Annotated in this window: 27 protein-coding genes; 7 read left to right on the top strand and 20 right to left on the bottom strand. The window is 34.0% G+C overall.

The genetic code is table 11. From position 1 onward, the window contains the following. Nucleotides 1-183 precede the first annotated feature (183 nt). The 7 genes from IRZ80_RS09000 to IRZ80_RS08970 form a co-directional block, all read right to left on the bottom strand. Complete coding sequence (locus IRZ80_RS09000; RefSeq protein ID WP_194641232.1) at nucleotides 184-738, bottom strand: YceI family protein; 555 nt, start codon at nucleotides 736-738, stop codon at nucleotides 184-186. Between the two features lie 5 nt (nucleotides 739-743). Then, complete coding sequence (locus tag IRZ80_RS08995; RefSeq protein ID WP_194641231.1) at nucleotides 744-1,130, bottom strand: c-type cytochrome; 387 nt, start codon at nucleotides 1,128-1,130, stop codon at nucleotides 744-746. A gap of 19 nt (nucleotides 1,131-1,149) precedes the next feature. Beyond that, on the bottom strand, nucleotides 1,150-1,992 hold the full coding sequence (locus tag IRZ80_RS08990) for a DUF5777 family beta-barrel protein (protein WP_194641230.1): 843 nt from the start codon (nucleotides 1,990-1,992) through the stop codon (nucleotides 1,150-1,152). Between the two features lie 16 nt (nucleotides 1,993-2,008). After that, a complete protein-coding gene (locus IRZ80_RS08985) occupies nucleotides 2,009-2,404 on the bottom strand; it encodes an OB-fold protein (RefSeq protein ID WP_194641229.1) in 396 nt (131 codons plus the stop codon). Nucleotides 2,405-2,695: 291 nt separating this feature from the next. After that, nucleotides 2,696-5,203, bottom strand: a complete 2,508-nt coding sequence (locus tag IRZ80_RS08980; protein WP_228520851.1) for a TonB-dependent receptor — start codon at nucleotides 5,201-5,203, stop codon at nucleotides 2,696-2,698. Between the two features lie 27 nt (nucleotides 5,204-5,230). Continuing rightward, entirely contained in the window at nucleotides 5,231-6,130 is a 900-nt protein-coding gene (locus IRZ80_RS08975; protein WP_194641227.1) for a FecR family protein, read from the bottom strand. 44 nt (nucleotides 6,131-6,174) lie between these two features. After that, nucleotides 6,175-6,696, bottom strand: a complete 522-nt coding sequence (locus tag IRZ80_RS08970; RefSeq protein ID WP_194641226.1) for an RNA polymerase sigma factor — start codon at nucleotides 6,694-6,696, stop codon at nucleotides 6,175-6,177. Nucleotides 6,697-6,892: 196 nt separating this feature from the next. On the opposite strand from IRZ80_RS08970, the gene IRZ80_RS08965 reads away from it, so the two are divergent. The 3 genes from IRZ80_RS08965 to IRZ80_RS08955 all read left to right on the top strand — a co-directional run bounded on the left by IRZ80_RS08965 (nucleotide 6,893) and on the right by IRZ80_RS08955 (nucleotide 9,275). Continuing rightward, nucleotides 6,893-7,915 (top strand): hypothetical protein, encoded by a 1,023-nt coding sequence (locus IRZ80_RS08965; RefSeq protein WP_194641225.1) that lies wholly within the window; start codon nucleotides 6,893-6,895, stop codon nucleotides 7,913-7,915. Between the two features lie 119 nt (nucleotides 7,916-8,034). Beyond that, nucleotides 8,035-8,688 carry a M15 family metallopeptidase gene (locus IRZ80_RS08960; protein ID WP_194641224.1) on the top strand — a complete coding sequence of 218 codons (654 nt, stop codon included), beginning with the start codon at nucleotides 8,035-8,037 and terminating at the stop codon, nucleotides 8,686-8,688. Nucleotides 8,689-9,101: 413 nt separating this feature from the next. Next, nucleotides 9,102-9,275, top strand: a complete 174-nt coding sequence (locus IRZ80_RS08955; RefSeq protein WP_194641223.1) for a hypothetical protein — start codon at nucleotides 9,102-9,104, stop codon at nucleotides 9,273-9,275. Nucleotides 9,276-9,500: 225 nt separating this feature from the next. Here IRZ80_RS08955 and smpB read toward each other — a convergent pair whose 3' ends face one another. Continuing rightward, nucleotides 9,501-9,953, bottom strand: a complete 453-nt coding sequence (smpB, locus tag IRZ80_RS08950; RefSeq protein ID WP_194641222.1) for an SsrA-binding protein SmpB — start codon at nucleotides 9,951-9,953, stop codon at nucleotides 9,501-9,503. A 70-nt stretch (nucleotides 9,954-10,023) separates the two neighbouring features. Here smpB and IRZ80_RS08945 point away from each other — a divergent pair, with 70 nt between their 5' ends. Next, nucleotides 10,024-10,257 (top strand): VF530 family DNA-binding protein, encoded by a 234-nt coding sequence (locus IRZ80_RS08945; RefSeq protein WP_194641221.1) that lies wholly within the window; start codon nucleotides 10,024-10,026, stop codon nucleotides 10,255-10,257. Nucleotides 10,258-10,392: 135 nt separating this feature from the next. Here IRZ80_RS08945 and IRZ80_RS08940 read toward each other — a convergent pair whose 3' ends face one another. Genes IRZ80_RS08940 through IRZ80_RS08930 form a run of 3 tightly spaced genes read right to left on the bottom strand, consistent with a single transcriptional unit; the run spans nucleotide 10,393 to nucleotide 12,274 of the window. Beyond that, the gene (locus IRZ80_RS08940) at nucleotides 10,393-10,842 is read right to left on the bottom strand and encodes a GNAT family N-acetyltransferase (protein ID WP_194641220.1); all 450 of its coding nucleotides are present in this window, start codon (nucleotides 10,840-10,842) and stop codon (nucleotides 10,393-10,395) included. A gap of 8 nt (nucleotides 10,843-10,850) precedes the next feature. Further along, entirely contained in the window at nucleotides 10,851-11,402 is a 552-nt protein-coding gene (locus IRZ80_RS08935; protein ID WP_194641219.1) for a GNAT family N-acetyltransferase, read from the bottom strand. Nucleotides 11,403-11,422: 20 nt separating this feature from the next. Next, nucleotides 11,423-12,274: an aldose 1-epimerase family protein gene (locus IRZ80_RS08930; protein ID WP_194641218.1), complete on the bottom strand. Its 852-nt coding sequence runs from the start codon at nucleotides 12,272-12,274 to the stop codon at nucleotides 11,423-11,425. Nucleotides 12,275-12,533: 259 nt separating this feature from the next. Between IRZ80_RS08930 and IRZ80_RS08925 the strand changes: the two genes are divergently transcribed. Together IRZ80_RS08925 and IRZ80_RS08920 are read left to right on the top strand one after the other, a co-directional pair. Beyond that, the gene (locus tag IRZ80_RS08925) at nucleotides 12,534-14,807 is read left to right on the top strand and encodes a M1 family metallopeptidase (RefSeq protein ID WP_194641217.1); all 2,274 of its coding nucleotides are present in this window, start codon (nucleotides 12,534-12,536) and stop codon (nucleotides 14,805-14,807) included. A gap of 298 nt (nucleotides 14,808-15,105) precedes the next feature. Continuing rightward, entirely contained in the window at nucleotides 15,106-15,636 is a 531-nt protein-coding gene (locus IRZ80_RS08920; RefSeq protein WP_194641216.1) for a hypothetical protein, read from the top strand. A 332-nt stretch (nucleotides 15,637-15,968) separates the two neighbouring features. Here IRZ80_RS08920 and IRZ80_RS08915 read toward each other — a convergent pair whose 3' ends face one another. The 8 genes from IRZ80_RS08915 to IRZ80_RS08885 all read right to left on the bottom strand — a co-directional run bounded on the left by IRZ80_RS08915 (nucleotide 15,969) and on the right by IRZ80_RS08885 (nucleotide 24,838). Then, the gene (locus IRZ80_RS08915; protein WP_194641215.1) at nucleotides 15,969-17,342 is read right to left on the bottom strand and encodes an MFS transporter; all 1,374 of its coding nucleotides are present in this window, start codon (nucleotides 17,340-17,342) and stop codon (nucleotides 15,969-15,971) included. A gap of 43 nt (nucleotides 17,343-17,385) precedes the next feature. Continuing rightward, a complete protein-coding gene (gene uxaC / locus IRZ80_RS08910; RefSeq protein WP_194641214.1) occupies nucleotides 17,386-18,798 on the bottom strand; it encodes a glucuronate isomerase in 1,413 nt (470 codons plus the stop codon). An 18-nt stretch (nucleotides 18,799-18,816) separates the two neighbouring features. Beyond that, nucleotides 18,817-19,182, bottom strand: coding sequence for a fibronectin type III-like domain-contianing protein (locus IRZ80_RS20965; RefSeq protein ID WP_228520850.1), 366 nt, complete (start codon nucleotides 19,180-19,182; stop codon nucleotides 18,817-18,819). A gap of 37 nt (nucleotides 19,183-19,219) precedes the next feature. Beyond that, nucleotides 19,220-21,040: a glycoside hydrolase family 3 N-terminal domain-containing protein gene (locus IRZ80_RS08905; RefSeq protein WP_228520849.1), complete on the bottom strand. Its 1,821-nt coding sequence runs from the start codon at nucleotides 21,038-21,040 to the stop codon at nucleotides 19,220-19,222. Nucleotides 21,041-21,122: 82 nt separating this feature from the next. Next, on the bottom strand, nucleotides 21,123-22,280 hold the full coding sequence (gene uxuA / locus IRZ80_RS08900; RefSeq protein ID WP_194641213.1) for a mannonate dehydratase: 1,158 nt from the start codon (nucleotides 22,278-22,280) through the stop codon (nucleotides 21,123-21,125). 23 nt (nucleotides 22,281-22,303) lie between these two features. Next, nucleotides 22,304-23,116: an SDR family oxidoreductase gene (locus IRZ80_RS08895; RefSeq protein ID WP_194641212.1), complete on the bottom strand. Its 813-nt coding sequence runs from the start codon at nucleotides 23,114-23,116 to the stop codon at nucleotides 22,304-22,306. A gap of 25 nt (nucleotides 23,117-23,141) precedes the next feature. Further along, on the bottom strand, nucleotides 23,142-23,801 hold the full coding sequence (locus IRZ80_RS08890; protein WP_194641211.1) for a bifunctional 4-hydroxy-2-oxoglutarate aldolase/2-dehydro-3-deoxy-phosphogluconate aldolase: 660 nt from the start codon (nucleotides 23,799-23,801) through the stop codon (nucleotides 23,142-23,144). Nucleotides 23,802-23,830: 29 nt separating this feature from the next. Further along, nucleotides 23,831-24,838 carry a sugar kinase gene (locus tag IRZ80_RS08885; protein WP_194641210.1) on the bottom strand — a complete coding sequence of 336 codons (1,008 nt, stop codon included), beginning with the start codon at nucleotides 24,836-24,838 and terminating at the stop codon, nucleotides 23,831-23,833. Nucleotides 24,839-25,084: 246 nt separating this feature from the next. On the opposite strand from IRZ80_RS08885, the gene IRZ80_RS08880 reads away from it, so the two are divergent. Continuing rightward, on the top strand, nucleotides 25,085-26,122 hold the full coding sequence (locus IRZ80_RS08880; RefSeq protein WP_317174752.1) for a LacI family DNA-binding transcriptional regulator: 1,038 nt from the start codon (nucleotides 25,085-25,087) through the stop codon (nucleotides 26,120-26,122). A 98-nt stretch (nucleotides 26,123-26,220) separates the two neighbouring features. Here the strand turns inward: IRZ80_RS08880 and IRZ80_RS08875 are convergent. Then, on the bottom strand, nucleotides 26,221-26,557 hold a 337-nt coding region (locus IRZ80_RS08875; protein WP_194641209.1), incomplete at its 5' end, for a T9SS type A sorting domain-containing protein.

Raw genomic sequence — 26,557 nt, 5'->3', positions numbered from 1 at the left:
TTTTGCAGACCATTAGACCATTTTATATTTATTAAGGTTAATAAAAAGAGGTCAGTCTAATTAAAAACTGACCTCAAAAAGGAAATAGTAATGTTTAGCTCTTCAAATAATTAAAATGTTTTAGCCAGTTAGAATTTATTGGTAATTGTGATTTCACCAGATGCTTAATTTATTTGGTGATACTTATTTAAGCAATGTAAAATTGTAAGTAATTTTTATTTTGTCAGCGATTTTTTTACTGACTACGCTTGGTATTTCAATATCAAAATCTTCAGGCTTTACTTCAAACGTGCCGTTTACAATAAGCCCGTTCGGAGATTTGGAAACTTTTACAGGTACAGAAACAGTTTTTGTTTTACCATGAATTGTCAAATCTCCATTTAAAGTAAAAAATTTAGAGCTGGCTGTTATTTTTGAGGTATCAAAATCTTCAATTTTTCCTTTTAGCGTGGCCTTAGAAAATTTTTCAGATTCCATATAATTTTCATTAAAATGTTCCTCCATTAAAGCAACTTTGAAACGAAAACCTTTTATCAAGACTAAAGCAGCAAAATCTCCAGTGGATTGTTCTAAAACGGCTGACACGCTTTTATTTTCTGCAGCAACTTCTTCATACGAAGGCACAGATGCCTGAAATTTTATACTGCCGGTTTTTGTTATCACTTTTTGTGCAGATATGTCTGTATTTACAGCAATAATCAGCAGTAATGCAAAGAAATTGATAAATGATTTTTTCATAATAATTAATTCTCTTTAAGTCCGTCGGTATTCCATTTTAAAATTAAATCAATATTTGTCTGAGACATTCTTCCGCCTTGAGGCATAAGTCCCTGCTGACCGTTCTGCAGCTGAATTCTGCTTAATAGACCAGCACTTTGAACAGCTGCTTTAACTCCGGCATAAGTTGTTAAAGGCCTGAAAGATGCTGCTCCTGTGCTTGAATGACAGCTTATACAATTAGCATCAATAATTGATTTTATATTTTGAGTATAAGTAATTGTGGTCGTTGGTGTCCCAGGATCTGGTGTTGTTGGTGTTGTTGGCGTCGTTGAGATATCATCATAAGTGTCAGAATTACTGCAGCTCGTAAGCGCAGCCAGTAAAAATGTAAGTGCAATTGCTTTTTTCATAATTAGTTATTTATAGTTGTTAAAATACTCTGTATAAGTTAAATCCAAAAAAGAAGTCTCCTTTGTTCCATTCGCCAGCTGCATTAGTGAGGTATCCGCTCTCGCTCATGGACTGTGAATTGGTAAAGATGAGCTGAAAAACATGTCCGCCGGTTTCGACATCAAGTCCTACAGACAGTGGGTTTTCATAAAAATTTGGCTTGTCAAAATTGTGCATGTATTCTAAATTCAGAGATAGCCTTTTTGTTAATTTATAGCGTCCGCCTCCGCCAAAAGAAAACTGATTGTCGTTTTCGATATCGGGATTGTAAAGATTTTTATGTACAAATGAAGGAATAATTTCTAATGAAAGCTTTTTGCTGATTTTTCTTGAAATCAGTAACTGCTGCACAGAAGTAAGCCTGTGTTTGAATTCCAGCCCTGGATATTGATCTTCTTCCAGATAAGTATTTATATCTGCTACACTGTACCCGACAATATCAACTGGAAAATTAGCATCTTGTCTGGCCAGTCTGTATTTAAGTCCTGTTTCATACATTTTATTTAAGGTATGTCTAGAAAGACTGACAGAAAGCCAATCTGTAACTCCGTATATACCGCCCAGTTTTGTGGTTGCATTATCAAGTCCAAAGAAACTGTTCAAGCCATCTTTTACAGTTCCAAATCGGTGAGAGACAACAAAATAAAATTCTTTCTTGGCGGGCATTTTTGTTGTCTGCAGTGTAACAAGCTGTAAGGCTTTAAATGTTGCTGTAGAATGACTGTCCTCAACCTGAGTAGAATCAAGGCTTTTTAAAAGATCATCTTGAGAATAAGCCATAGTAGCCAATAAAAGGCATATTGGAATTAAAAATTTCTTCATAAATTGTTTGTTTTTATTATTTATTAATGGTGCATTGATCTAGTTTTACTTCTTCAAAAAGTTCATCATAACCAATGCATTTGCCCTTTACGGTCAAGTTTTTGCTGATTGGCTTATTTTTGATTTCCTTATTAAAAACACAAAAAACACTATTTTCAAGAACTACTGCCGAATCTGTTTTTTTTGTAGCCAAACCAGTTATTTCGATAGTTTTGTTTAGGTATAAAGAATCTGCTTTTTGTGGGTCAGCGGTATAATCAGCAATTAATTTTGTTGCAGCTATACTGCGTTCCGGCATTTCTGATTCTATACTTCTGGCTTCCTTAAAGAGAAATCCGTAATAAAAATAAATGCCCCCTGCAGCCACTAAAAGCGCTCCTGCAATTACATATGCTATTCTTTTTCTTTTCATTTTTTAAGCTTTAATTTCATGAAGAACAATTTCCGTTAGATTTCAAATACTGAATCTTTTAATTTGTGTTAAGCGATTTTATAGTTGAAACATTTTGGCACTGTTTTTTACCAAAAAAATCTGAAGTCAGTTCTTGCTGATTTAGTACTATTTTTTTCATTTATATATTCCTGTTAATGGAATCCAATAATAAAACAGTATTGATACGGATTACCCTACCAAAAAAATGTATTTTTTAGAAAAAAAAGCTGAAAGAAATATTGAGGTTTTTACTATCTAAAGTTTTTTGGATTAAAAAGAAATCCTAAAACTCAGGTTTGGAGTTCTTTGCAGAGAAAATGTTTCGACTTCCTCAATAGAATTTGACAGAGAACTTATTCGATAATTTTCGCTGATTTCATTTTTTCTATTCAGAATGTTCAGGATGGATATTCCTGCTTTATATTGAATTCCGTTTGCAGTTTTCCATTTGTAAGTTGTAGAAAAATTAACCTGCGAAAAAATGGTCAAATTTGTATTGTTTGGTTTATTATAAATCAATACAGGGTTTGAAAGATCGATTCTAGAGAAGTCAGGAGATGTTTTTGGTCTTCCAGATGACCATTTTGTTCCCAATGCAATTTTAAAATTGTTTTTTTCAAAGATTCCTGCCCATGATACCGTATGTGTCAGCTCGAAATTGTTCGGGAAACTTGGGTATTCATAATCGGCAAAATTGTAATTATTGTTGTTGTAAGTGTAATTCAGCCAGGTCAGAAAGTGATTCATCTTTTTTTGAATGAGGATTTCTGTACCCACTATTTCATAATCACCAGTTGTTCTCACAAACTCTAATTGGTTTTGAAATCCCTGGCTTGAACTTGTAATTCCAATTACTTTTTTATAGAAATTTTCTACATCAAGCAGCCAGTCATTCTTTTTATAGAATAAATTTAAAGATAATTGTCTGCTTCTTTGTATAGGGACTGTTGTATTATTGGAGACAATCCAGCGTCTTTTTTCAATACCAAAATAATCCTTCTGAAGGTCAATAATCTGTTGGGAATTTTGGCTTTTTAATTCTGCTAATAGTTCTAAATTCAGATTTTTGCTGAATCCATAGTTAAACCGCAGGCGGGGTTCAGGAATGTACTTTTTGAACTTATCAATGTAGTTCAGCCGCACTCCTGCATTTAATATTATTCGGGAAAGCGTATCATTATATTTACCTTCTAATATCAGAGTATGGGTTCTTAAAACGTCTTTAATTTTGCGGTAAAAACTCGGAATGTTTACCTGCTCTAAATTTGTAATGCCAATTTCATTGAACTGATAACCAGTATTAATACTAAGTTTAGAATTGAGGGTATGATTGTTTTCTAAATTAATTCCATTATTACCAACCGTGTTTTCCTGGGTAACTGTCTGGTTTTCATTCGTCGTTTTCTGGTCTCCCAAAAGTTCATAAGCAGAATTGTAAATGTTGATTTTAGTTGTGTTGAAGCTGTTCCAGTTTCTCTTCCATGACAGATTTCCTCCATAATTCTGCTGGCGCAGAATATTAGTTTCTGATTTGTTTGTGTTGTTTACAGATGCACTTTGAAAAACCTTGAGATTATCTTTTATTGTTATTAAATCAACAATCATTAGATCTTTGTGTCCTATTTTTTGAGCATATTTGAAGGTCGCATCGTAGAAATCAAATTCTTTGTCACTTTGATAATTAATGTTCTGATTTTTAGAAAAATCAGTGATTGTCGTGTTTTGAAATACTTTATTGAAATACTCTTTATATGTTGGTGTTTCCAGATAATCAGTTATTGACTTTCGTGCAGAAATTTCAATATAACTCTTTTTTGAAAGGTTGTATTTGGCATAAATATCAGCATTAATCATGTTGATTCCTGCACTAAAACTATTTTTTTCTGCTGTTTCAGGAGTTGAAGAAATGGCAACTACACTGGAAACGCTTTCACCATAAAAAGCAGAACTCCCGTTTTTATAGATAGAAATAGTGTGCGCCAGATTAGGATTAAAAACAGATATTAAGCCAAAAAAATGCCCTGTTTGGAAAATTCGTATTCCATTCCATAAAAACAAGTTTTGATCGTGTGTACCTCCGCGTACATTGATGCTGGACACACTTTCATCTATACTGTTTACTCCCGGAATCTGCTGCATAGTCTGCAAGGCATCAGGTTCGATAAGTCCTGGCAGAATACCAAACTTTTTTGGTTTAATTTCAAAAGAGCCATCACTGTTTTTGGAAATTCCAGAAGCAAGAATAGCGTTAGTTTTAATTTCTTCCAGTTCTGTAATTTCAGATTCTAATACTATTTTTAGACAATCTTTAGAATCTAAATTTTCAGAAATGATTTTTTTGGTTACAAACCCAATATGACTAATCGAAAAAATATTTTTAGGACCTTTCTCAAATTCAAAATAACCCTCAGAATCTGTTGTAATTTGTGTACCGCTGTTTAAACGAACATTGGCATTTTCAATAGGTTTTTTATCAATATCAGAAAAAACATAGCCACAGATTATCTGAGGCCGACTTTCTTTTTTATAAATATTAATGAATTTTCGTTTAATAAGCTCAAATGATAAATTAGTATTTCTTGAAAGATACTGCAGTTTTTGATCTAAAGAAAGTGATTTCCCGGGTGGAATTAACTGCAGTCCGGTAACATTATCTTCCGTATAATTAAATACAACTTGATGCTGCTGTTCTATATTGGTTATTATTTTCTTAAAAGGCATGGCTTTCTCTTTGTCTTGAGAAAAAAGATTCAAGGCAAGAAAAAATATAAAAAACAAAAAATGAAATTGTTTGGGGAGGAACATTTATTTTCCGTCAATAATTATTTTATTTTTTGAGACTTTTTGAACCTTCAAATTATAGGTTGTGTTAATGATATGCAATGCTGTATTTAGATCTTTAGCGGGCAATTTACCAGTAAATATAGACAATGTGTCTTTGTTATTTAGTTCGATCGTAATGTTGTACTGCCTCTCGACTTCGTCCAATAGAGTTCTGAGATTCTCCTTATAAAAACATATTTGATTGTCCATCCATTCTGGTTTCAATGAATTAATTTTCATTTTAACCTGTTTACCGTTTTCAAAACTAACGCTTTGTCCATGTGTTAATAGAATTTGAGTATCGGCATAATTTACTTTAACGCGTCCTTCATAACATGTTACATCAAACCTGTTTTTTCTGGCTTTAACGTTAAACTGAGTTCCTAAAACCGTTACTTTTCCCAATGAAGTCTGTACTTCAAAGCGTTTTCCTTTGGATACCCTGAAATAAGCCTCTCCCTTTAGTTCAAGATGTCTGCTGTTGTTCCAGTTCCATTTTTTATAGTTTATTTCAGAACCGGAATTTAAAACTACTTCAGAATTATCAGGTAATGAAAAAGTCGTTTTCTGGCCAAAACCTGCCGTCTCCGTTTGAGGTACTAAAAATTTCAGAACAAAGGTAATTCCAAGCGCAATAACAAAGACTGCGGCTGCGCGAAACATCCATTTTTTATATAAAGGAACTGCTTTTGGTGCTGCTTTTTTCTGCTTAAGAATATTTGACAGCATGCTGTTTTCATCCAGATCGCCAACTTCTAAATGCTCTGTATAATTTTTTATTTTTTGGTATTTTTCGAAATCGGGACTAGCTTTAAATACAGCTAACTCATCCTCAGATAAATCATTGTTGAGCCATTTGGCTAATAACTGATCTTTTTCCATTGTACTGGTATTATTTGATTAAAACAATTTGGGCTTAATTTACCCTACTTTAATATATCAATTTCTTTGCGTAAGCTTAACAAAGCTAAGTGGATGCGTTTTTCAACAGCCTTTACGCTAATATTTAAATCGGAAGCAATCTCGCTGTATTTTTTTCCGTCAATTCTATGCATCAAAAAAGCAATACGCTGTTTTTCGTTTAAGTTTTCTATAGCTTTCAAAAGTTTGATCTGAAATTGTTTTTCTTCTAGAATATATTCTGGATTTTCATTTGTTTTGTCTAAACCTGTGAAGTTTTTTTCATATCGCAAGACAACTTTTTGATGTGCAATCTGATTAAGACTGCTGTTATTTGCAATTGTATAAACATAAGATTTTGCTTTTTCCAGCGGTACTGAAGCACAGTTCTGCCAAAGTTTTAAAAAAGCTTCCTGTGCTAAATCTTCTGCTTGGTCTGTATTGCCAAATTTGTAAAACAGAAAATTTCGAACAGCTTTTATATGACTTTTGAAAAAAGACGAAAAAATTATTTCGTCACAAGTGTTTGATTGGTTTTTATCTGGCATTTATATTTTCAATTTGTGCGGTGTAAAAGTATTTGTTTTTAGTTTACGTAGGGTAAAAGTAAAGATGATTGTTTTATAGTAATCAAATGTTATTTTTTCTGAAATAATTTGAAATGTAAAGAATGCATCCAAAACCATTGAAGCCGAATTTATTAAAAACAGTTTTAAATTTTATTACCTTTGTAAAAATATAAATATGTTTACTTTAAAAAAATATTTATCATTAATACTATTTCTGTTATTATTGTCTTGTCAAAGCGAAATAAATGAACAGGATTATGATATGCAGGGAACAGTTACCAATGTATCTCCTCTAACTACTTATCTGCAAAGGGTTGCAATGGTCAAAACGGTGCAGGATAATATAATCGATAATTCCAATTACTGTACTATAAAACTACCCTATACAGTTACCGTTAATGATGTGAAAATTGCTGTCAACACTATTGATGACTATCAAAAAGTATCTGATAATATTAATGCAAATTCGTATGATGCTGATATTGTAAAAATAGATTTTCCAGTGACAATGGTTTACTATAATTACATTGAAAAATTAATTCCCACTCAAGCTGATTTTAATACTTTAATTGATTATTGGAATCTTTATCCTGATCTTTTATCTAAAATTAATGGGCTGAATATTAATTATCCTATAACAATTAATATCTATAACAGTTCCAGTCAAATTGCAAGTTCTGTGTCGATTATAAGTGATCAGGCGTTTTTTAATTTCATAAAAAACATGAATAGCAGTGAGTATATTTCGTTAAAATATCCAATTTCTGTAGTAGATTATAATAATCAGTCAAAATTGATTACAAATAATTTAGATTTTGAAAATGCTATTAAATATGCTATCGATTACTGTCCTGAAAACAACATTGTGTCACTCGATTTTACAGAAACGATAACAAAAGGTTCTTGGGAAATTCCATATTTTTTTGCTGATTCTGAAAAAACATCTTCTTATAACGGATACTTATTTACTTTTAAAACTGATAAATCGGTTGTCGCTGTCAAAGATGGTATTTCAGAAACAGGTCAATGGGAATGCAAAACACTAAATGGCGTGTGTGAATTAAAAATAAACTTCAATTCAAAATTATTAGGCGAGCTCAATAAAACCTGGAAGCTGTTTGAGTTTAATAATTCGCAGATACGGATGCGTAATCTAAGCAGCAGTACTAGTTATCTTTATTTTGAAAAAAAATATTAAATGTTTAATCAAAATTCCTCAAGGCTTTTGTCTTGAGGAATTTTTTTGTTTGGTTTCTTGTTTTAAATACTTTTTTACTGCATTTTTAATTTTCTTATTTTTATGAAAATTTATCAGATATGACATTTTCTTTCAGACCTTTCTTGTTTTCCTTTTTTCTTTTAATCCAATTGAATTGTATTTCTCAGACTACTCTTTCGAATACACCTACGGCAGCGGAAATCAGTGATACTGCTTTTGTTAATTTGAAAGATTTCAGCAAGGATTTTGTTTATGATATGAAATATGCAGCAGACGATAATTTTTTGAAATCTAAAGTTTATGATTGTGCCGAATGTTATCTGCGTTACAGAACTGTAAAAGCATTAATTCTGGCCAATGAAAGATTCATGAAGAAAGGTTTTAAAATTAAATTATTTGATTGTTACCGTCCGCTGGATATTCAAAAAAAGATGTGGGCGATTGTTCCAAATCCTGAATATGTTGCAAATCCGGCAAAGGGTTCAATTCATAACAGAGGAGGAGCTGTAGATATAACACTGGTGGATTTTGATGGGAAGGAATTAGATATGGGAACTTCTTTTGATTTTTTCGGTAAAGAAGCCAGCCATGATTTTTCCGGCTTTTCAAAAGAAATCAGAAACAACAGAAACCTGCTCAAGAAAATTATGATTAAGGAGCATTTCAATTCGTTTGATTCAGAATGGTGGCATTACAATTTAAAAGCAGGATTGAATGATTCCGTTTCAAATTTTAAATGGAAATGCATATAGCCTATAAGTTATTTTTTGTTACAATCCTCAGAAATGTTTTAGTTTTTTATTCTTTTTTTGCTCTTCCTTTATTCTTAGTGTATTACAAAAAGAGTGTGTTATCCCCTAAAAAAAATCCTATAAATTTTTAAAACCATAAGTAGCTAATTATGCGTGCTTTGCATTTTTGGTAAGATTATGCTTTAAAAATAATGAAAAAAGTGTATTTCATCGATTAAATTGTTGTTTTATTAAAAAATGTATTTACTTAGTATTACAAATCATTTGTAAACAGTGATTTAAAAGCCCCAAAAAACAAAAACAAATAACCGTTAATTGGATTTTAAAAAAAGAACTTGAAATTCAATTTTCTGATGTAATAAAAATAAATCCATAAGATTCATTTTTATTTATCATTAAAACCTACAGAATTTATGAAGAGAATTTTACAAAAATGCGTTGATTTAGATAATAAATCAGGAATTACGTTTGTTGAAGTTGTGGTAATCGGTGTACTGATTCCCAAGGTAGTCCAAAATATAAAGGACTATGTAATTAATTTTGATAAGGATCACGATAATACCAATCAAAATGTTTATACTTCATAAAAAGTAAAAAACCATCTCAAATCAGTTTGAGATGGTTTTTTTATTTTTTCAGAATAAACTATCTGTCATTTTTTTCTTTTGGAGCAATGTAACCATCCGCTCTCATTTGCTTTGCACTGGCTTCCATTATTTCATCAACAGTTATGTTTATTTTAATAAAATTAAGAGCAGTTATTTTTTGATATAATAACATTTAAAAAAAACAAAATTCCACGAGATTTTTATTTAATAAGCCTTTTTGATTCTGTCTAAATCTCTTTTGGTATCCTGCTCTTTCAAAGATTCTCTCTTATCATATGTTTTTTTACCACGGCAAAGCCCGATCTGTAATTTGGCCAGACCTTTTTCATTAGTAAATAATTTCAAAGGCACTATTGTCAGACCTTTGGCCTGTACGCTTCGGGCCAATCCTTTAAGCTCTCTTTTATTCAAAAGCAGTTTGCGCTCACTGCGCGCTTTGTGATTGAATTGGTTCCCAAAACTATACTCTTCTATATAAGTATTAATGGCAAAAAGTTCCGTGCCGCTAAATTCACAGAAACTTTCGGTAATATTAGCTTTTCCTAATCGAATGGATTTTATTTCGGTTCCGCCCAAAACAATTCCGGCAGTATAGGTTTCCAGAATTTCATAATCGAAACGGGCTCTTTTATTGAGTATGTTGACAGTTTTTTGCATAGTAGGGCAAATTTAGCAACTAATTAATGAAAGTACAATTGTTTTTGGGAAAATGCCATAAATTTGCATCATGGAAAAACATCAGTCAAAAGATCCGCTTCACGGCGTTACACTTCAAAAAATAGTGGAGACATTAGTAGAATATTATGGTTTTGACACCTTGGGAGAACTGATTAAAATAAAATCGTTCAACGAAAATCCAAGCATAAAATCAAGCCTTACCTTTTTGCGAAAAACAGATTGGGCAAGAAAACAAGTCGAAGATCTGTATATTAAAACACTTCCAAAAATACAATCCAGATAATTAGAAGCTTAATCCAGCTGTTCACTATATCTCTTGTCCCGAACCCCGGGACAACAGGATGCCGTTTCCATCTGAGCTAGGGCATTAGTTTTCATAATAAAGATTTAGTGTTGAATAACAAGTGATTTTTACTATTTAAAGACTCATTTCCATAATTGGCATAAACCTGTTTTTTATTGAGGTTTCGAACTCTCCAATTTTTTTGAATCCAAATTTCAGATAAAACCTTTCAGCATTTGGTTCCGAATCTAATGTTATTTTTTCGAATTTTTCATTTTTCATTCGATCCAAAAAATCATTCATTAAATATTTTCCGAAGCCTTTTCCAATATATTCCGGCAAAATAAATAAGTTGTCAAGAAGCACATTATTTTGTTCTTTGATGATGTATGAATAGTAACCGATAATTTCATTGCCATTTACTAATTTATAAACAGAATTATTTTCAATATAATCTTTGGAAATGGTCAGGTTATTATTCCATTTCAAAATCTGCTCTTCAGAATATCCCCAATTTGCTTTTGACTTTTTTGTTATTTCTGTCAAAATCTTATGATCATCTGTGTGCGCTTTTTTGATTCCCATATTCAAAATTATTTATTCAATTTAGAATAAATCATGCTGTCTAGAAATCGCCCTTCGTAAAATTCATTTTCAATTAAATGAGCTTCTTTTATAAAACCATTTTTAAGTAAAACTTTTTCTGAACCTGTGTTTTCAGGATCCAAAATAGCTTCTATAGAATGCAGCTTCATATCTTTAAACCCATAATCAACTACTCTCCGCAGGGCTTCCGAAATAATTCCTTTCCCATTGTATTCAGGAAAGAGCATGTAGCCCACTTCGGCTCTGTAGTGTTCTGGTTTCATCCGATAATGACCAATGATTCCAATAATTTTTTCAGGTTTGTCCAGGAATGCTATTCCCCAGTTGATGCCGATGCCATTTTCAATTTTGTCATCAAACATGGCAATAAGCTCCAGAGCGTCTTCTTTATTTTTAAGATATGGCCTTGGAATGTATTTCATAACTTCGTCGTTTGAACGCAGAGCCAAAATAGCTTCAGCATCATTTTCTATTACCCGACGCAATACTAATCGCTCCGTTTTTAATACAGGAAAAGGTAAAAAATTAACTTCAAGCATACTCTCTGTTTTTAATTGTTTTATAAAATCTCAATACTGAAAGCAGCGTGGAAACTTTCATCTGCATCCAAAACCTGAATTCCTTCTTTGTCCAAAAGCGCACCAGATTTGTCTACAGTGTCCGAATAACCGAACCATGGTTCAATGCATATAAATGGTGCATTTGGTGGTGTCCAAATTCCTAAGTCCGGAAAATCAGAAAAACTTACTTTCAAAAACGGCTTAGAATTCTCTAAAATAGTAACCGATTTGGATATTATGTTTTTAAAAACTAAAGCATCATTTGCAAATAAATCATAATTTAAATGCAATTCATTTTTGTCTAGCGCTATTTCATTTGTTGTATTCGAAATCAAACCGTCTTCCAATAAATAATAGTTCAAAGAATCTTCTTTTTCGAATGCTAAAGAGTAATTTTTAAAATCATTAGGCAAATCAAATGCAGGATGTGCACCAATAGAAAACGGCATTTTAGATTTTCCGTTATTAAATACTTTGTATTCAATTTTCAATGTTTTGTTCTCCAGCGTGTAAACTAAATGCAGATCAAAATCAAAAGGATATTTTTCTTTGGTTTCCGGAGTAGCGGCTAATGAAAAAGTAACGCTGTTTTCATGCTTATCAATCAATTCAAATTCCATTTCGCGCGCAAAACCGTGACGGGACAAATGGTAGTCAGTATTGCTGTACTGATAAGTATTGTTTTTTAAAGTGCCTACAATTGGGAATAAAACAGGGGAGTGCTTTCCCCAAAATTCTGGATTTCCATTCCAAATATATTCTTTGTTTAAATTATCTTTCAAAGAGCATAATTCAGCTCCTGTATGTTTTATTTCTGCAGTTAAAACGGCGTTTGATATAGCTGTAGTCACAATTATGGTTGTTTTTAATAGTTAAAATGTTATTGTAAAGGTATTTTATAATTCTTATTTAAAGAAGGAAAACGAGAATTTATTTGAAGCTAAAATCAATCAAATTCTTAATTTTAACTTGAAAATCAATTTTTTTTCCATTAATTTGTTTTAGAATGATAAAAAACATGAAATATATACAAAATAGATAATAAAAGTGCTTTTGGATACTATTTCACCGCTAAATGCAAATTCAATAAAAAACAATAACTACCTACATATGAAAAACAATCGTTTTGGAGCCTTACTTCAAATGGCTTTATTAATTGTATTTAATGCCTCATGGAGCCAGGAAACTCCCGCAGCAGGAACTGCAAATACCGCTCCTGCCTCAAAGTATAATTATAATGATGCTTTTGGGCCGTTTTTTTATACAAAAGATGCCACAGCAACCCGATCCGCAAGCGGTGAACCAGGTTATGGATACTGGCAGAACAGAGCAGATTATAAATTGACTGCGAAATTAAACGAAAAGACAAATGAAATTACTGGTACAGACATTGTAACCTATACTAATAACAGTAATGATAAACTGTCTTTTGTCTGGATGCATTTAGATCAGAATTTATTCAAAGCCGATTCCAGAGGAAATGCACTTATACCGCTTGACGGAAGCCGTAACGGAGCTAGAGGCGAAATTTTTGACGGAGGACACAAAATTAAATCTGTTAAAATCGTCAGCACAAGCAAAGGAAAATCGGTTGAGAAAGAAGCTAAGTTCATTATTACAGATACCAGAATGCAGGTTTTCCTTCCAGATGATCTGAAACCAAAAGGAGGAACTGTAAAAATTAAAATTGATTTCTCTTTTATCTCTCCAAAAGAAGGTTCAGACAGAATGGGGGTTCTGGAAACTAAAAACGGTAAAATTTTCACCATGGCACAATGGTATCCGCGTATGTGCGTGTATGACGATTTAAGAGGATGGAATACTAATCCTTATTTGGGAGCATCTGAATTTTATTTAGAATACGGTGATTTTGATGTTAATATTACAGTACCTTCCAATCATATAGTGGTTTGTTCAGGCGAGCTGTTAAATCCAGCTGCGGTATATACTGCTACTGAACAAAAAAGGTTTGCTCAGGCTAAACAAAGTGAAAAAACAGTATTTATCCGTACTGCCGAAGAAGTCGCAGCCAATGCATCAAAAGCAGGAACCGCTTCTGAAAAGACATGGCATTTTAAAATTAAGAATTCAAGAGATCTTTCCTGGGCATCTTCGCCGGCATTTATATTAGACGGAGCCCGAATTAATCTGCCAAGCGGTCAAAAATCACTTGCGTTATCCGCTTATCCTGTAGAAAGTCAAGGAAATGAAGCATGGGGACGTTCTACTGAATATACCAAAACTTCGATTGAAAATTATTCTAAAAGATGGTTTGAATATCCTTATCCAGTGGCTACCAATGTGGCAGGAAATGAAGGCGGTATGGAATATCCGGGCATTGTTTTCTGCAGCTGGGAATCAAAAGGAGAGGATTTATGGGGAGTTACAGACCATGAATTTGGCCATGGCTGGTTTCCAATGATTGTAGGATCTAACGAACGCTTATTTGGATGGATGGATGAAGGATTTAATACTTTTATCAATTCGTTAAGTTCGGCTGATTTCAATAATGGCGAATATAAAAGCAAAGTAACCGATCTTCATAAAAATGCGGATTATTTTACCAGTCCAAGTAACGAACCTATTATGAGTTCACCGGATAATATGAAGGAAAGAAATATTGGACTTTTGTGTTATTTCAAACCAAGTGCAGGGCTGATAATGCTTAGAGAACAAATCTTAGGGCCAGAGCGTTTTGATCTGGCTTTTAGAACTTATGTAGAACGCTGGGCTTTTAAACATCCGGCTCCGGATGATTTTTTTAGAACCATAGAGAATGTTGCCGGTGAGGATTTAGGCTGGTTTTGGAAAAGCTGGTTTGTTAATAACTGGCGTCTGGATCAAGGTGTAAACTCTGTTAAATATGTAAAAAATGATCCAAGCAAAGGTGCGGTAATTACTATTGAGAATCTTGAAAAAATGCCAATGCCAGTGATTTTGGACATAAAAACCAAAAGCGGTAAAGTCAGCCGTGTCAACCTGCCTGTAGAAATTTGGCAGCGCAACACCAGCTGGTCTTTCAAGGCAGATACGACTGAAGAAATTGAAAGCATTGTTATAGATCCGGGTCACGTATTTCCAGATGTAAATGAAAGTAATAATACATGGAAATCTGATAAAGGGGTAATTGAAAAAGATATTATTCTGGATGCTTACTTAGGGAAGTTTTCTACCAAAGCTGCTCCATTAAAAATTGAGTTTACTGAAAAAAACAGTGTGCTGTACGCAGAAATCACGGACTATCCTAAATTTTCACTGACACTAATTGGAAAAGATACATTTGAGTCTAAAGAGGCGGGCGTTACATTCCAGTTTAACGAAGCTAAAAACGGATTTGAGATGATTATCAGCTCCAACCAAAAATTGTCTTTTACGAGAGATTAAAAAGAAAAGACTCTTTGTTATTAAAAAAATATAATTAAGCTTATAAAAAGCCATTATTCAATGAATATTCTAGTATTCATTGAATAATGGCTTTAAGTTTTATAATTTGAGAATTTTTTTTCTCCTACTTTGTTATATCATGCCATTTAGATATATTAAACAGTCTGATTTAAATAAAGAAATAGTCAAAACTGCATAGATTTTTCACACACCAAGTACTGTTATCCCAAGACGTACAGATGAAATAAATTTAATTGATTACAGGTTCTTATATATTTCATGTTAAAAAATAATGATTATGATATTAAAAACAAATTTTAAAATAGCGATATTAATTTTCTTTTTTAGCAGTTGTAATAGTCAGACCAAATCTAATAAGGTTCAGGAAAAACAGCAACTAAATTTCAATTTATTGGGTGAGTGGAAGTTGAAAAAAAGGCTTTTACAAGATGAAAAAACACCTCTTTCTCAAAAAGAATCTTTAGAATGTGCGGGTAATATTACTACATTTAAAATTAATTCTTTTATAAGTCCTAAAGATAAATGTTTTGGAGGATATGCATGTTCTTCCCCAAATTATAAAATTCAAAAAGTTAATGCATATGAATACTTTGAAAATGATTCAGCATTTTTAGAACTTTTGGGTATTACTAAAAAATATATAGAAGTTATAACTTCTGATTGCGGTGTACCTTTTAATTCCATTATTATTTTAGATAAAAACAATATATGTTATGGAATGGATGGCTATGAATATTTTTTAGAAAAAGTTTTAGTTACTTCTAAATTAAAGAAAGTGAATACAATAAATAATCCTGTTGGTAGGTGATACTGTAAGATGTTTAGTGCATGAAAAAAACGCTTGTAGTGGTTTTGTTATTCAGGGAACACGTAAAAGTGGGAAAGCACTCCATGTGAAGTCAATAAATAAAGATGTGCCTTTGGAGGTAAGATAACCCGAACGTCCTTGATATGTAAACCCAGATGGCTCGGATATATCCACGCAACGATAGGCAGAATTGCATTCTGTGCCCACAAAGTTGAGCAGACAAAGCCTATAAAAATAAAAAAGCAACTCATAACTGGGTTGCTTTTATTGTTTAAAAATAAAATTATAAGTATTAAATGGAAAACCAAATACATTTTATGCCTCTAATTATTTTACAAATCCTTAATTTCTGAATATTTGGGAACAAGCATTTTCATGATAAACCATGCCGTTAAATAAGCTAAGGCACAAAGAACAAACATTATTGTATATCCAGTTTGAACATGTCCCAGGTTTTCATAATAATCAAAAAGAGCACCGCCTAATTTTGAAACCAGAACACCGCCAATTCCACCTGCCATTCCGCCAATTCCGATGATGGAACCAATTGCTTTTTTAGGAAACATATCGGAAACAGTTGTGAATATATTTGCTGACCAAGCCTGATGTGCAGAAGCGCCAACACCAATTAATAATACTGGTATCCAATAACTGATATTGCCTAAAGGCTGTGCTAATAAAACCACTAGCGGAAACAAAGCAATAACAAACATTGCTTTCATTCGGCCTTCATAAGCATTGTACCCTTTATTGATGAAATACATTGGGAAATAACCGCCATATATACTCCCAAACATTGTCATAGTATACAATACTGAAAGCGGAAAAGCAATATCGGTTTTAACAAGACCAAATTGTGCCTCCAGATATTTTGGCAGCCAGAAAAGGAAGAACCACCAGATTCCATCTGTCAAAAACTTTCCAATTACAAATGACCAGGTCTGTCTGTACTTTAAAAGTTTTAACCATGAAATTTTTTCTTTTGGAGCTGCATTTTCAGCTGGTTCTTCAGTGGTTTCTCCATCCAGAATATATTTTAATTCAGCTTGAGATAATCTCTTTTGTTTTTCAGGTTTTTCATAAAGGATATACCAAAAAAACATCCAGATAAAACCAATGGCGCCAATAATAATAAATGCGCTTCCCCATCCCCAGTGAACTGCAATCCACGGAACTGTCAGCGGTGCCAAAATAGCGCCGACGTTTGATCCTGAATTGAAAATACCTGTTGCAAGCGACCGCTCTTTTTTTGGGAAATATTCGGCAATTGCTTTAATAGCTGCTGGAAAATTTCCTGCTTCGCCAATAGCTAAAAATGATCTGGATATCATAAATCCGGCAATAGAAACAGGAACGGCTACAATACCTGCCCATGCCAGCATTGAATTAAATGCTGTACCTATAGGAATTGCGTATGCATGCATAACCGCTCCGACTGACCAAACTGCTATAGCTAAAATATATCCTATTTTGGTTCCGATTTTATCTATCAGTCTTCCGGCAAAAAGCATCGAAATAGCATAGACAAATTGAAATATGGCAGTAATATCTGCATAATCAGAATTACTCCAATGAAATTCTTCTGAAAGACTTGGTGCCAGTAAACTCAGCACTTGTCTGTCTAAATAATTGACTGTGGTTGCAAAGAAAAGCAGCCCGCAGATTGTCCATCGGTATTTTCCAATGACTTCGGCTTTATTATGCATTGTTTTTTAGTTATTATAGTTTTTAACAATAGTTTAAATAAAGCTATTTCTGATCAAAGCCGAAATAGCTTACTGCGTTCTCACTGCATATTCTGATGACTAAAGCACCAATTAATTTGATGTCATTTGGTAACTCTGCCTTTTCCATTTCCTGTCCTAAAATATTACACAGAATACGTCTGAAATATTCATGTCTTGGAAAAGAAAGAAAACTTCTGGAATCTGTAAGCATTCCGACAAAACGGCTTAATAATCCGAAATTAGAAAGTACATCAAGCTGTTTTTGCATCCCGTCTTTTTGATCCAAAAACCACCATGCTGCGCCGTACTGCATTTTGCCAGGTGTCGATCCGTCATTAAAATTTGCTGCCATTGCTGCAATCATTTCATTGTTACTTGGATTCAGGTTATAAACGATGGTTTTGGCTAATGCATTTTCAGAATTTAATCTGTCAAAAAAACGGCTCATATAAGGAGCCATAGTTTGATCATCTATAGAATCAAACCCTTGGTCCGGGCCTAATAACTGCATCATTTTGCTGTTATTATTACGAATTGCCCCTACATGAAATTGCTGTACCCAGGATTTTTCAGCATTCATGACAGCAACTTTGTGCAAAACAGCTGATTTGTATAGCACTATTTCGCTATTAGTAAGCGATTCCAGCTGTATGCCTTTTTTGAATATTTGATCTACTGCAGCATCTGTATAATCAGATCCAAAGTAGTTTTCATGTCCATGATCAGATATTCGGCAGCCGGTTTCATGAAAGTATTGATGGCGTTCTCCCAAGGCTTTAATTAAAATTGAAAATTCCTTGATGGAGTAACCAACAACTGTTTCTAATTTTTTTACCCAATCCACAAATGCTTTGCCTTTTTCTATTTCAGCAGCTTTGTCTGGACGAAAAGTTGGTAAAACTGCAATTTCAAAGCCTTCATTTTTTAGCTGCTTGTGGTAATGTAAATCGTCGGTGGGATCATCAGTAGTTCCTACCATTTTGACATTCATCTTACGAAGAAGGCTTCGAACACTATATTCTGGTTTTTTAAGTAACTCATTACATGAATTATAGATTTGTGAAGCGGTTTCAGAGTTTAATAATTCTGTTATGCCAAAATAGCGCTGCAGTTCTAGATGAGTCCAATGGTACAAAGGATTACGCAGTGTATATGGAAGCGTTTCGGCATATTTTAAAAATTTATCACGGTCGGAGGCATCACCGGTAATATATTTTTCGGGAATACCGTTGGCACGCATTGCTCTCCATTTATAATGATCGCCATTAATCCAAAGCTGTGTAATATTTTCAAATTGACGGTCTTCAGCAATGTCTTTTGGAGAAAGATGTGAATGATAATCATAGATTGGCTGTGCTTTTGCAAAATCATGATAGAGCTTCTTTGCAAAATCGTTATGTAGTAAAAAGTCGTCTGTTATAAAGCTTTTTTGCATACTGTTGTTTTTAATGTTTTATTTCTGAACTGTGAAATCTTTTTGCAATACTTCATAACTGTTACCGCCAACCATTAGCGTAAACTTGCCGGGTTCAACAGTTTTATTGTTATTTATATCCCAAAAAGCCAGTTTTTCGACAGGCAGTTTAAATTCTGCTTTTTTTGTTTCTCCTGGTTTTAAGCTGATCCGCTTAAAATCTTTAAGTTCCTTTACCGGACGGGCAATTGAACCAAATAAATCAGCTGTGTACAATTGCACTATTTCGACAGCCTGATATTTACCTGTGTTTTTTAAATCCACAGTAACGGTTAAAGTATCAGTCTGTGATAAAGAAGCTGCAGACAAAGTTAGATTGGTATATTCAAAAGTGCTGTAGGACAATCCATATCCATAATCATATAAATTATCAAAAGCCGCATCAAGGTAGTAAGATGTTGTGCCTAATGAAGACTGTTAATATAATTTCAGTTTTTTTTGCAGGTCTTCCTATTTTGTCATGGTTATAATATGTTGGTATCTGTCCCACATATTTTGGGAAAGTAACAGGTAATTTTCCGCTTGGAACTGACTTACCAAATAAAATATCAGCTACTGCAGGACCTCCCATAGTTCCTGGATGCCATAAATACAATACTGCATCTGATTGTTCTATTTCTTTAGCAATTGTTAATGGTCTTCCGGCCATGACCAAAGTAACTAATGGTTTCCCCATTTTGCTTAATTCTTCGATTAACTGTGATTGTGCACCTTTTAAATTTATATCGGCCAGACAATGTGCTTCTCCGGACAATATGGCTTCCTCGCCTATAAATACAAGTATGGCATCGGCTTGTTTTGCTGCCTCAACAGCTTTGGAAAAATTAGCAGTATTATTGTCTCTGCTAAAAGCAAGTCCCTGTTCGTAAATGAATTTAACATCTTTTCCATATTGTTTCTGTAAAGCTTTTAATGGCGTCTGTGTCATTGTTTTTTCACCATCAAAACTCCAGGTTCCCATTTGATCGTGAGGTGCATCAGCCATTGGTCCAATAACTGCAACTGTTTTAATGTTAGAGGTTAAAGGCAGAATGTTGTTTTTGTTTTTTAGCAGAACAAAAGATTCTTCTGCCGCTTTTTTTGCTGCCTGCAGATGACTTTCAGAATAGATAGAAGATTTAGCTTTTAAATCAACATATGGATTATCAAATAAACCTAATCTGAATTTCAATCTAAGTATATTTCGAACTTCATCATCAATTGTTTTTTGCTGTACTTTTCCTTCTGCAATCAGCGTTTCAATATTTTGCAGGTAAGTGCCCGAAGCCATTTCCATATCTACTCCAGCATTCGCCGCTTTCATTGCGGCATCTTTATTGTCTTCGCAGAATCCTATCCGCACCATATCTCTGATGGCATTATAATCGGTAACTACCACACCGTCAAATCCCCATTCTTTTCGCAGTACATTTCGCAAAAGAAATTCATTTCCGCTGGCAGGTATACCGTCATTGGTATTAAAAGAGGTCATTAAAGTAGCACAGCCGGCATCTTTAATGGCTTTTTCAAAAGGAGGCAGGTAAAAATTCCTTAATTGTCTTTGGGTTATGTTCGTCAAATTATAGTCACGTCCGCCTTCTGCAGCACCATAAGCAATAAAGTGTTTGGCACAGGCGGCAATAGAGGAGGGGGTAGACAGATCATTTCCCTGAAAGCCTTTAACCATAGCCACAGCCATAATTTCTGACAGATAGGTATCTTCCCCAAAACTTTCTGCGATTCTTCCCCAGCGTGCATCTCTTGCAATGTCCATCATAGGAGCAAAAGTCCATCTGATTCCTTTTTCAGATGCTTCTCTTGCTGCTATCTGAGCACCAGTTTCTACAATTTCTGGATCGAATGAAGCTGCTTGTCCCAATGGAATTGGAAACATCGTTTTGAAGCTGTGAATAACATCTCTGGCTATTACTAATGGAATTCCTAATCTGGATTCTTCTTTTGCAATTTTCTGCAGTTTATTTACCAGTTCAGGATTTTCGACATTTAACATGGAACCCACTTCACCGGAGCGGATTTGTCTATATAATTCCTCCGAAGGATTACGGCCGTTGATTTGATTCATCTGTCCGATTTTTTCCCTGAGTGTCATTTTAGATAACAGAGCTTCGATTTTGTCTTCTGTCTTTTTATCTTGTGCAAAACCTGCAGTTATTGCAAAGCAGCTAAAAATTAGGATGCAGCTTAACTTTTTTGGAAATTTCATATTTATCAGCTGATATACTATTGAAATAATTCCGCCTTTCACAAATTTGTTTCGCAAAAATGTGAAGACGGAATACAGTTATTTATAAACTTCTTTTGATTCCCAGTTCCAAACCGCGTAATTCGGCTAAACCTCTCAAACGCCCAATTCCTGAATAACCGGGATTTGTTTTTTTCTTCAGATCATCCAGCATCTGATGACCGTGATCCGGGCGCATTGGAATGATTCTGTTGGTTTTTCTTTCCATTTTCACGATAGATTTAACTACTTCATACATGTCTACATTTCCTTCAAGGTGATTGGCTTCATAGAAGTTACCTTCCTCATCGCGCTGTGTGCTTCTTAGGTGGATAAAATTCATTTTTTCTCCGTTGCGGTCAATCATTCCGGATAAATCATTTTGAGCAATTACACCATAAGAGCCAGTACACATACAGAATCCGTTTGAAGGAGAATCAATGGCGTTTAACAGCTGTACTAAATCAGCTTCAGTGCTCACGACTCTTGGCAGTCCTAAAATCGGATAAGGAGGATCGTCAGGGTGAATAGCCATTTTTACGCCAACACTCTCTGCTACAGGAACAATTTCGCGAAGGAAATAGTATAAATTTTCTTTTAGTCTATCAGCATCTATACCGTTATATCCTTGAAGCACTTTCAGGAAATCTTCTACAGTATACGATTCTTCAGCACCTGGTAAACCAGCGATAATGTTTTGCTGTAATTTTATTTTATCGGCATCTGTCAGTTTTTCAAAAGTGGCTTTCGCCTTCGCTTTTTGTGCTTCTGTATAGGTATCTTCTGCTCCCGGACGTTTTAGAATAAATAATTCGAAAGCAGCAAATTCATTGATGTCAAAACGCAAAGCTTTGGAACCATCCGGCATTTCATATGATAAATCAGTTCTTGACCAGTCTAAAACAGGCATGAAATTATAACAGACAATATGAACACCGCAGGCAGCAAGATTTTTGATGCTTTGCTTATAGTTTTCAATGTAAGTCAAATAATCACCTGATTGTTTTTTGATGTCCTCGTGCACCGGAATACTTTCTACAACCGAAAAAGTTAATCCTGCTGCTTCCACTTCATTTTTTCTTTTCATGATTTCATCCACTTCCCACACCTGTCCGTTTTTAATGTGGTGCAGGGCAGTCACGATTCCGGTTGCGCCGGCCTGTTTAGCATCTGATAATTGTACTGGGTCATTTGGTCCGTACCATCTCCATGTTTGTTCCATAATTTCTATATTTTAATTTTAATTTATATACTTTTCGCCCCGAAACCGCCATCAACTTTGATAATGGTTCCTGTAACGAATTTTGACATATCACTGCACAAGAAAAGCAATACTCCATCTAAATCTTCAGGAACTCCGAAACGTCCCATTGGAGTATGTTCAATAATTGTAATACCTCTTGGTGTTAATTCACCTTCTGGAGTCAGTAATAAAGCTCTGTTCTGCTCACCGATAAAAAATCCTGGAGCAATAGCATTCACGCGGATTCCTTCTCCATATTTTGAAGCTAATTCTACAGACATCCATTTAGTAAAGTTGTCAATTGCCGCTTTTGAAGCCGAATAACCAACAACTCTTGTCAAAGGACGTTCTGCAGATGCTGAAGAAATATTGATAATCACACCGCTTTTTTGTTTTGCAAAAAGCTCAGAGAATACCTGAGAAGGCAAAATTGTTCCGATGATGTTAAGGTCAAGAACTTTTTGTAAATGATCTTTCTTCAAATCATAAATTGCCTGATCCGGTCCGATAGTAGCACCCGGCATATTACCTCCTGCAGCATTGATTAGGATATCCAGACGGCCGTATTTTTCAATAATGAAATCGCGAATGGCTTCCATTTCTTCCTGATTTAAAACATTTCCTTTTACGGCAAATGCTTTTCCTCCTTTGCTTTCTATCCTGTCTACAGCTGTTTGTGCTTCTTCAAGAGTAAGTCCGACAATTCCTGTAGTAACTCCCTGCTTAGCTAATACTTCAGCCATATTACTTCCCAATACACCGGCACCTCCTGTAATAAGGGCTATTTTCCCATCTAAATTAAATATTGAATTCATTTTTTTTATTATTTATATTAATTAATTATTTTATGTTTTCTATTATGCGGAGTACATCTTTAGTTTTGTTTTCAATAGTCTGATAGTCGCGTGCTTCCATAAGTTTTTTGCTGATTAACTTGCTTCCCATTCCAACAGCTGAAACCCCTGCATTAAACCAAGCCTGTATACTTTCTTTAGTTGTATCGACTCCGCCGGTTGGCATAAAAATTAAATTTGGAAAGATGTCTTTTATACTCGCAAGGAAGTCTGGTTCTATTTTGTTTCCCGGAAATAGTTTTATAAACTGGATTCCTTTATTCTCGGCGGCAATTATTTCGGTAGGTGTCATGCAGCCTGGGATATACAGAATCTCTTTGCTTTTTAATAAATCTGCTACCTCGGGTACAAGGCCGGGGCTTATAAAGAAATCGGCTTTCAGTTCGAGATAGGTTTCTGTCTGAAGTTCATCTTTGATAGTTCCAATTCCAATAAGCAGATCAAACATTTCTGCATCGCGTACAGCAATTAATTTTTTAAAGTTTGCCGTTGCTTCGTTTCCTCTATGTGTGTATTCGATTGCTTTAATACCTGCTCTGTAGAGCGCGCGCAGTATTTCGATACTTACAGTTTCATCCTGATTAAAGTATAAAGGCAGTATACCTTGTTTTGTAATCGTTGTTATTACCTGGTCAATTTTAGTCACTTTTGTACGTTTTAATTAGTTTATGGTTATTATCGAATAACTCTTCCGCCTGTTGATCCATTCATTAAAGCAGAGATATCATTTGAAGAAGCCAGATTAATATCGCCGGCTATCGAATGTTTGAGGCAAGAGGCAGCCAAAGCATATTCAACCGTTTTCTGTGAATCATCGGGCCAGCTGGTCAGTCCATAAATAAGGCCAGCCATAAAAGCATCACCAGCGCCAATACGGTCAATGATGTGCGATATTTTGTATTCTATTGAATGATATAATTTTGAATTTCTCCACAAAACCGCACCAATAGTGTTGGCAGATGCATTGGCATCATAGCGTAGTGTAGAAACAATTGTTTTTAACTTTGGATGGTGCTGCTGCCATTTTTTATAAACTGTTTCAAAAGATTCATCTGGAGCTGTCTGTATAGCCAAGCAGTTTTCTGAATCATCAATACCGCCTAGTAAAACATCACAGTATTTTACAAGGTTTGGCATAACTTCATTTGCTTTTTTGCTATAATTCCATAAAGTTGGTCTGTAATTTAAATCAGCAGAAATTGTCAGCCCCATTTCTGAAGCAATGATTAAAGCTTCTTCGCATACATCTGCCAAATCCTGAGACAGGGCAGGAGTGATGCCTGACCAATGAAACCATTTGGCATCTTTAAAAATTGTTTTCCAGTCTATCATTCCCTTTTTCAAAAGTGAGAATGAAGAACTGTTTCGGTCATAAAGGACTCTCCCCGGCCTTTCTGAAGCACCGTGTTCAAAATAGTATACACCTAAGCGGTCACCTTGTTTTACAATATTAGTTTTCATTCCGTACGAAAGCATTTCGCTTTCAGCAGAAGCACCAAGCTCATTTTGAGGCAGTGCAGTTACTAAATTTACATTATGTCCCATTAAGGCTAATGATGCTCCAACATTTGCTTCAGCACCGCCATAATGCACCTCAAATGTTTTAGATTTAAACAGCTTTAAGTGATTTGGAGGAGAAAGACGAAGAAGTATTTCTCCAAAGACAATAATTTCTTTTGACATAATTTTTATATTTTTTTCGTGTGCGCACACGGGTTTTGATCTGAAATCTGAAATTTAAAAATTTTCGCCTCATTTAGAATAATAGAAACGAATAATATTATTTTATAATATAAAGTTCTGTTTGATGTATTATGGTTTTCGTGTGCGTACACGTACATTGCAAATATATGTAAAAACTTAAATAAAAAAAGCGATTTTTGAAATAAAAAAATTATTTTTGTGACTTTACTTAAAATTTTAACTTAAATCTCGAAGAATATCATAACAATAAAGAAAATAGCAGAATTAGCGAATGTTTCCCCGGGCACAGTGGACCGAATCATTCACAAGAGGGGACAGGTATCACAGGAAAATATTGATAAAGTAAATGCTATCATCAAAGAGCATGGTTTTAAGCGAAATATTTTTGCTAGTAATCTGGCTTCGAATAAAAAATCTAAAATAGCTGTTTTTCTGCCAAAGTTTGAAAAACTGGAATATTGGGAAAGCCAGCTGAACGGAGTTAAGAAAGCTGGTGGTGATTTTGGTAAATTTGGTATTGAACTGCATTACTTTCTTTATGATTTTGACAGTATTTCATTTAAGAAAATGTTTGCTGATGTGCTTGATTTTGAATGTGAAGGATTGCTTTTTTCACCTATTTTTCATGAAGAGTCCCTTATATTCCTAGCCGAGTATAAAAAGAAAAATATACCGGTGGTTATGATTGACTCGGATATTAAAAATGAAATTCCCCATTTTTATATTGGTCAAGATGCTTTTAAAAGCGGTTACTTAGCAGGAAGGCTGATTAGTTTTGCTGTAAAAAATGAGCGGAATGTACTTATTGTTAAAATTACTAAAGAAATTGACAGCACTTCAACTTATTTGCAGCGTATTAAAGGATTTTATGCTTTTTTTGAAGATCATCCGGAATTAACTAATTTTAGTTTTTCTGAAACAACGATTAGTACAGATGCGGGCCAGCTTACCTTGGATATGTTTAAAAACTGCAGCAGTATATTTATTCCTAACTCCAGGGCATATGTTGTTGCACAATTTTTGGAAGAGCATAAAATCAAAGGAATTAGAATAATCGGGTATGATCTCTTAAAAGAAAATATTACGTATTTAAATTCGGGAGTGATTGACTTTTTGATTAATCAAAAACCAGAAGAACAGGGATATATGGGGATCAATTATCTTTATAAGAAAATCATTCTGCATGAAAATTTTGACGATGCCCATTTTATACCGCTTGATATAATTGTAAAAGAAAATTACAGCATGAGTCTAAATAAATAAACACAACTTGGAACCTACAAACCAAGTTGTGTTATCAACCAAAAATTAACCCCAAATTTTATTTTTAGCTGTTCTATTTGCCAAATTGTGCCGGAAGCTTATTTGACTATTAATTTTTTCGTTGTAATTGTTCCGTTAGATGTTACTGAAACCATATATATTCCTGTTTTCAAAACACGGTCAAGATCAACTGCCTGCGAGCTTTCTCCGTTCAATTTTTTTGAATAAACAGGAATTCCTGTACTGCTAAATATGCTTAATGAATCATATTTTACATCAAAGAAGTTAATATTAAATACTCCATTGTTTGGATTTGGATAAATATAAAAACTGTCATTATTTAAAGAAGAATCTGTTGATTCAGCTTGGTCAGCAGCTTTAACTGCATTCACTTCATCCTTTTTAACCAGTGCAGCTGGTTTAGCAGTATTCACT

Source organism: Flavobacterium sp. HJJ (assembly GCF_015351475.1).
In the GTDB taxonomy this organism is placed as follows: domain Bacteria; phylum Bacteroidota; class Bacteroidia; order Flavobacteriales; family Flavobacteriaceae; genus Flavobacterium; species Flavobacterium marginilacus.
Note: the sequence above shows the minus strand (reverse complement) of the source record. Positions and strands in the feature narration are given on the sequence as shown.

What these genes read in the sequence shown, in the direction of transcription:
- IRZ80_RS09000 (WP_194641232.1), bottom strand. Translation starts at nt 738, where the DNA reads ATGAAAAAATCATTTATCAATTTCTTTGCATTACTGCTGATTATTGCT.
- IRZ80_RS08995 (WP_194641231.1), bottom strand. Translation starts at nt 1,130, where the DNA reads ATGAAAAAAGCAATTGCACTTACATTTTTACTGGCTGCGCTTACGAGC.
- IRZ80_RS08990 (WP_194641230.1), bottom strand. Translation starts at nt 1,992, where the DNA reads ATGAAGAAATTTTTAATTCCAATATGCCTTTTATTGGCTACTATGGCT.
- IRZ80_RS08985 (WP_194641229.1), bottom strand. Translation starts at nt 2,404, where the DNA reads ATGAAAAGAAAAAGAATAGCATATGTAATTGCAGGAGCGCTTTTAGTG.
- IRZ80_RS08975 (WP_194641227.1), bottom strand. Translation starts at nt 6,130, where the DNA reads ATGGAAAAAGATCAGTTATTAGCCAAATGGCTCAACAATGATTTATCT.
- IRZ80_RS08970 (WP_194641226.1), bottom strand. Translation starts at nt 6,696, where the DNA reads ATGCCAGATAAAAACCAATCAAACACTTGTGACGAAATAATTTTTTCG.
- IRZ80_RS08965 (WP_194641225.1), top strand. Translation starts at nt 6,893, where the DNA reads ATGTTTACTTTAAAAAAATATTTATCATTAATACTATTTCTGTTATTA.
- IRZ80_RS08960 (WP_194641224.1), top strand. Translation starts at nt 8,035, where the DNA reads ATGACATTTTCTTTCAGACCTTTCTTGTTTTCCTTTTTTCTTTTAATC.
- IRZ80_RS08955 (WP_194641223.1), top strand. Translation starts at nt 9,102, where the DNA reads ATGAAGAGAATTTTACAAAAATGCGTTGATTTAGATAATAAATCAGGA.
- smpB (WP_194641222.1), bottom strand. Translation starts at nt 9,953, where the DNA reads ATGCAAAAAACTGTCAACATACTCAATAAAAGAGCCCGTTTCGATTAT.
- IRZ80_RS08945 (WP_194641221.1), top strand. Translation starts at nt 10,024, where the DNA reads ATGGAAAAACATCAGTCAAAAGATCCGCTTCACGGCGTTACACTTCAA.
- IRZ80_RS08940 (WP_194641220.1), bottom strand. Translation starts at nt 10,842, where the DNA reads ATGGGAATCAAAAAAGCGCACACAGATGATCATAAGATTTTGACAGAA.
- IRZ80_RS08935 (WP_194641219.1), bottom strand. Translation starts at nt 11,402, where the DNA reads ATGCTTGAAGTTAATTTTTTACCTTTTCCTGTATTAAAAACGGAGCGA.
- IRZ80_RS08925 (WP_194641217.1), top strand. Translation starts at nt 12,534, where the DNA reads ATGAAAAACAATCGTTTTGGAGCCTTACTTCAAATGGCTTTATTAATT.
- IRZ80_RS08920 (WP_194641216.1), top strand. Translation starts at nt 15,106, where the DNA reads ATGATATTAAAAACAAATTTTAAAATAGCGATATTAATTTTCTTTTTT.
- IRZ80_RS08915 (WP_194641215.1), bottom strand. Translation starts at nt 17,342, where the DNA reads ATGCATAATAAAGCCGAAGTCATTGGAAAATACCGATGGACAATCTGC.
- uxaC (WP_194641214.1), bottom strand. Translation starts at nt 18,798, where the DNA reads ATGCAAAAAAGCTTTATAACAGACGACTTTTTACTACATAACGATTTT.
- IRZ80_RS08905 (WP_228520849.1), bottom strand. Translation starts at nt 21,040, where the DNA reads ATGAAATTTCCAAAAAAGTTAAGCTGCATCCTAATTTTTAGCTGCTTT.
- uxuA (WP_194641213.1), bottom strand. Translation starts at nt 22,280, where the DNA reads ATGGAACAAACATGGAGATGGTACGGACCAAATGACCCAGTACAATTA.
- IRZ80_RS08895 (WP_194641212.1), bottom strand. Translation starts at nt 23,116, where the DNA reads ATGAATTCAATATTTAATTTAGATGGGAAAATAGCCCTTATTACAGGA.
- IRZ80_RS08885 (WP_194641210.1), bottom strand. Translation starts at nt 24,838, where the DNA reads ATGTCAAAAGAAATTATTGTCTTTGGAGAAATACTTCTTCGTCTTTCT.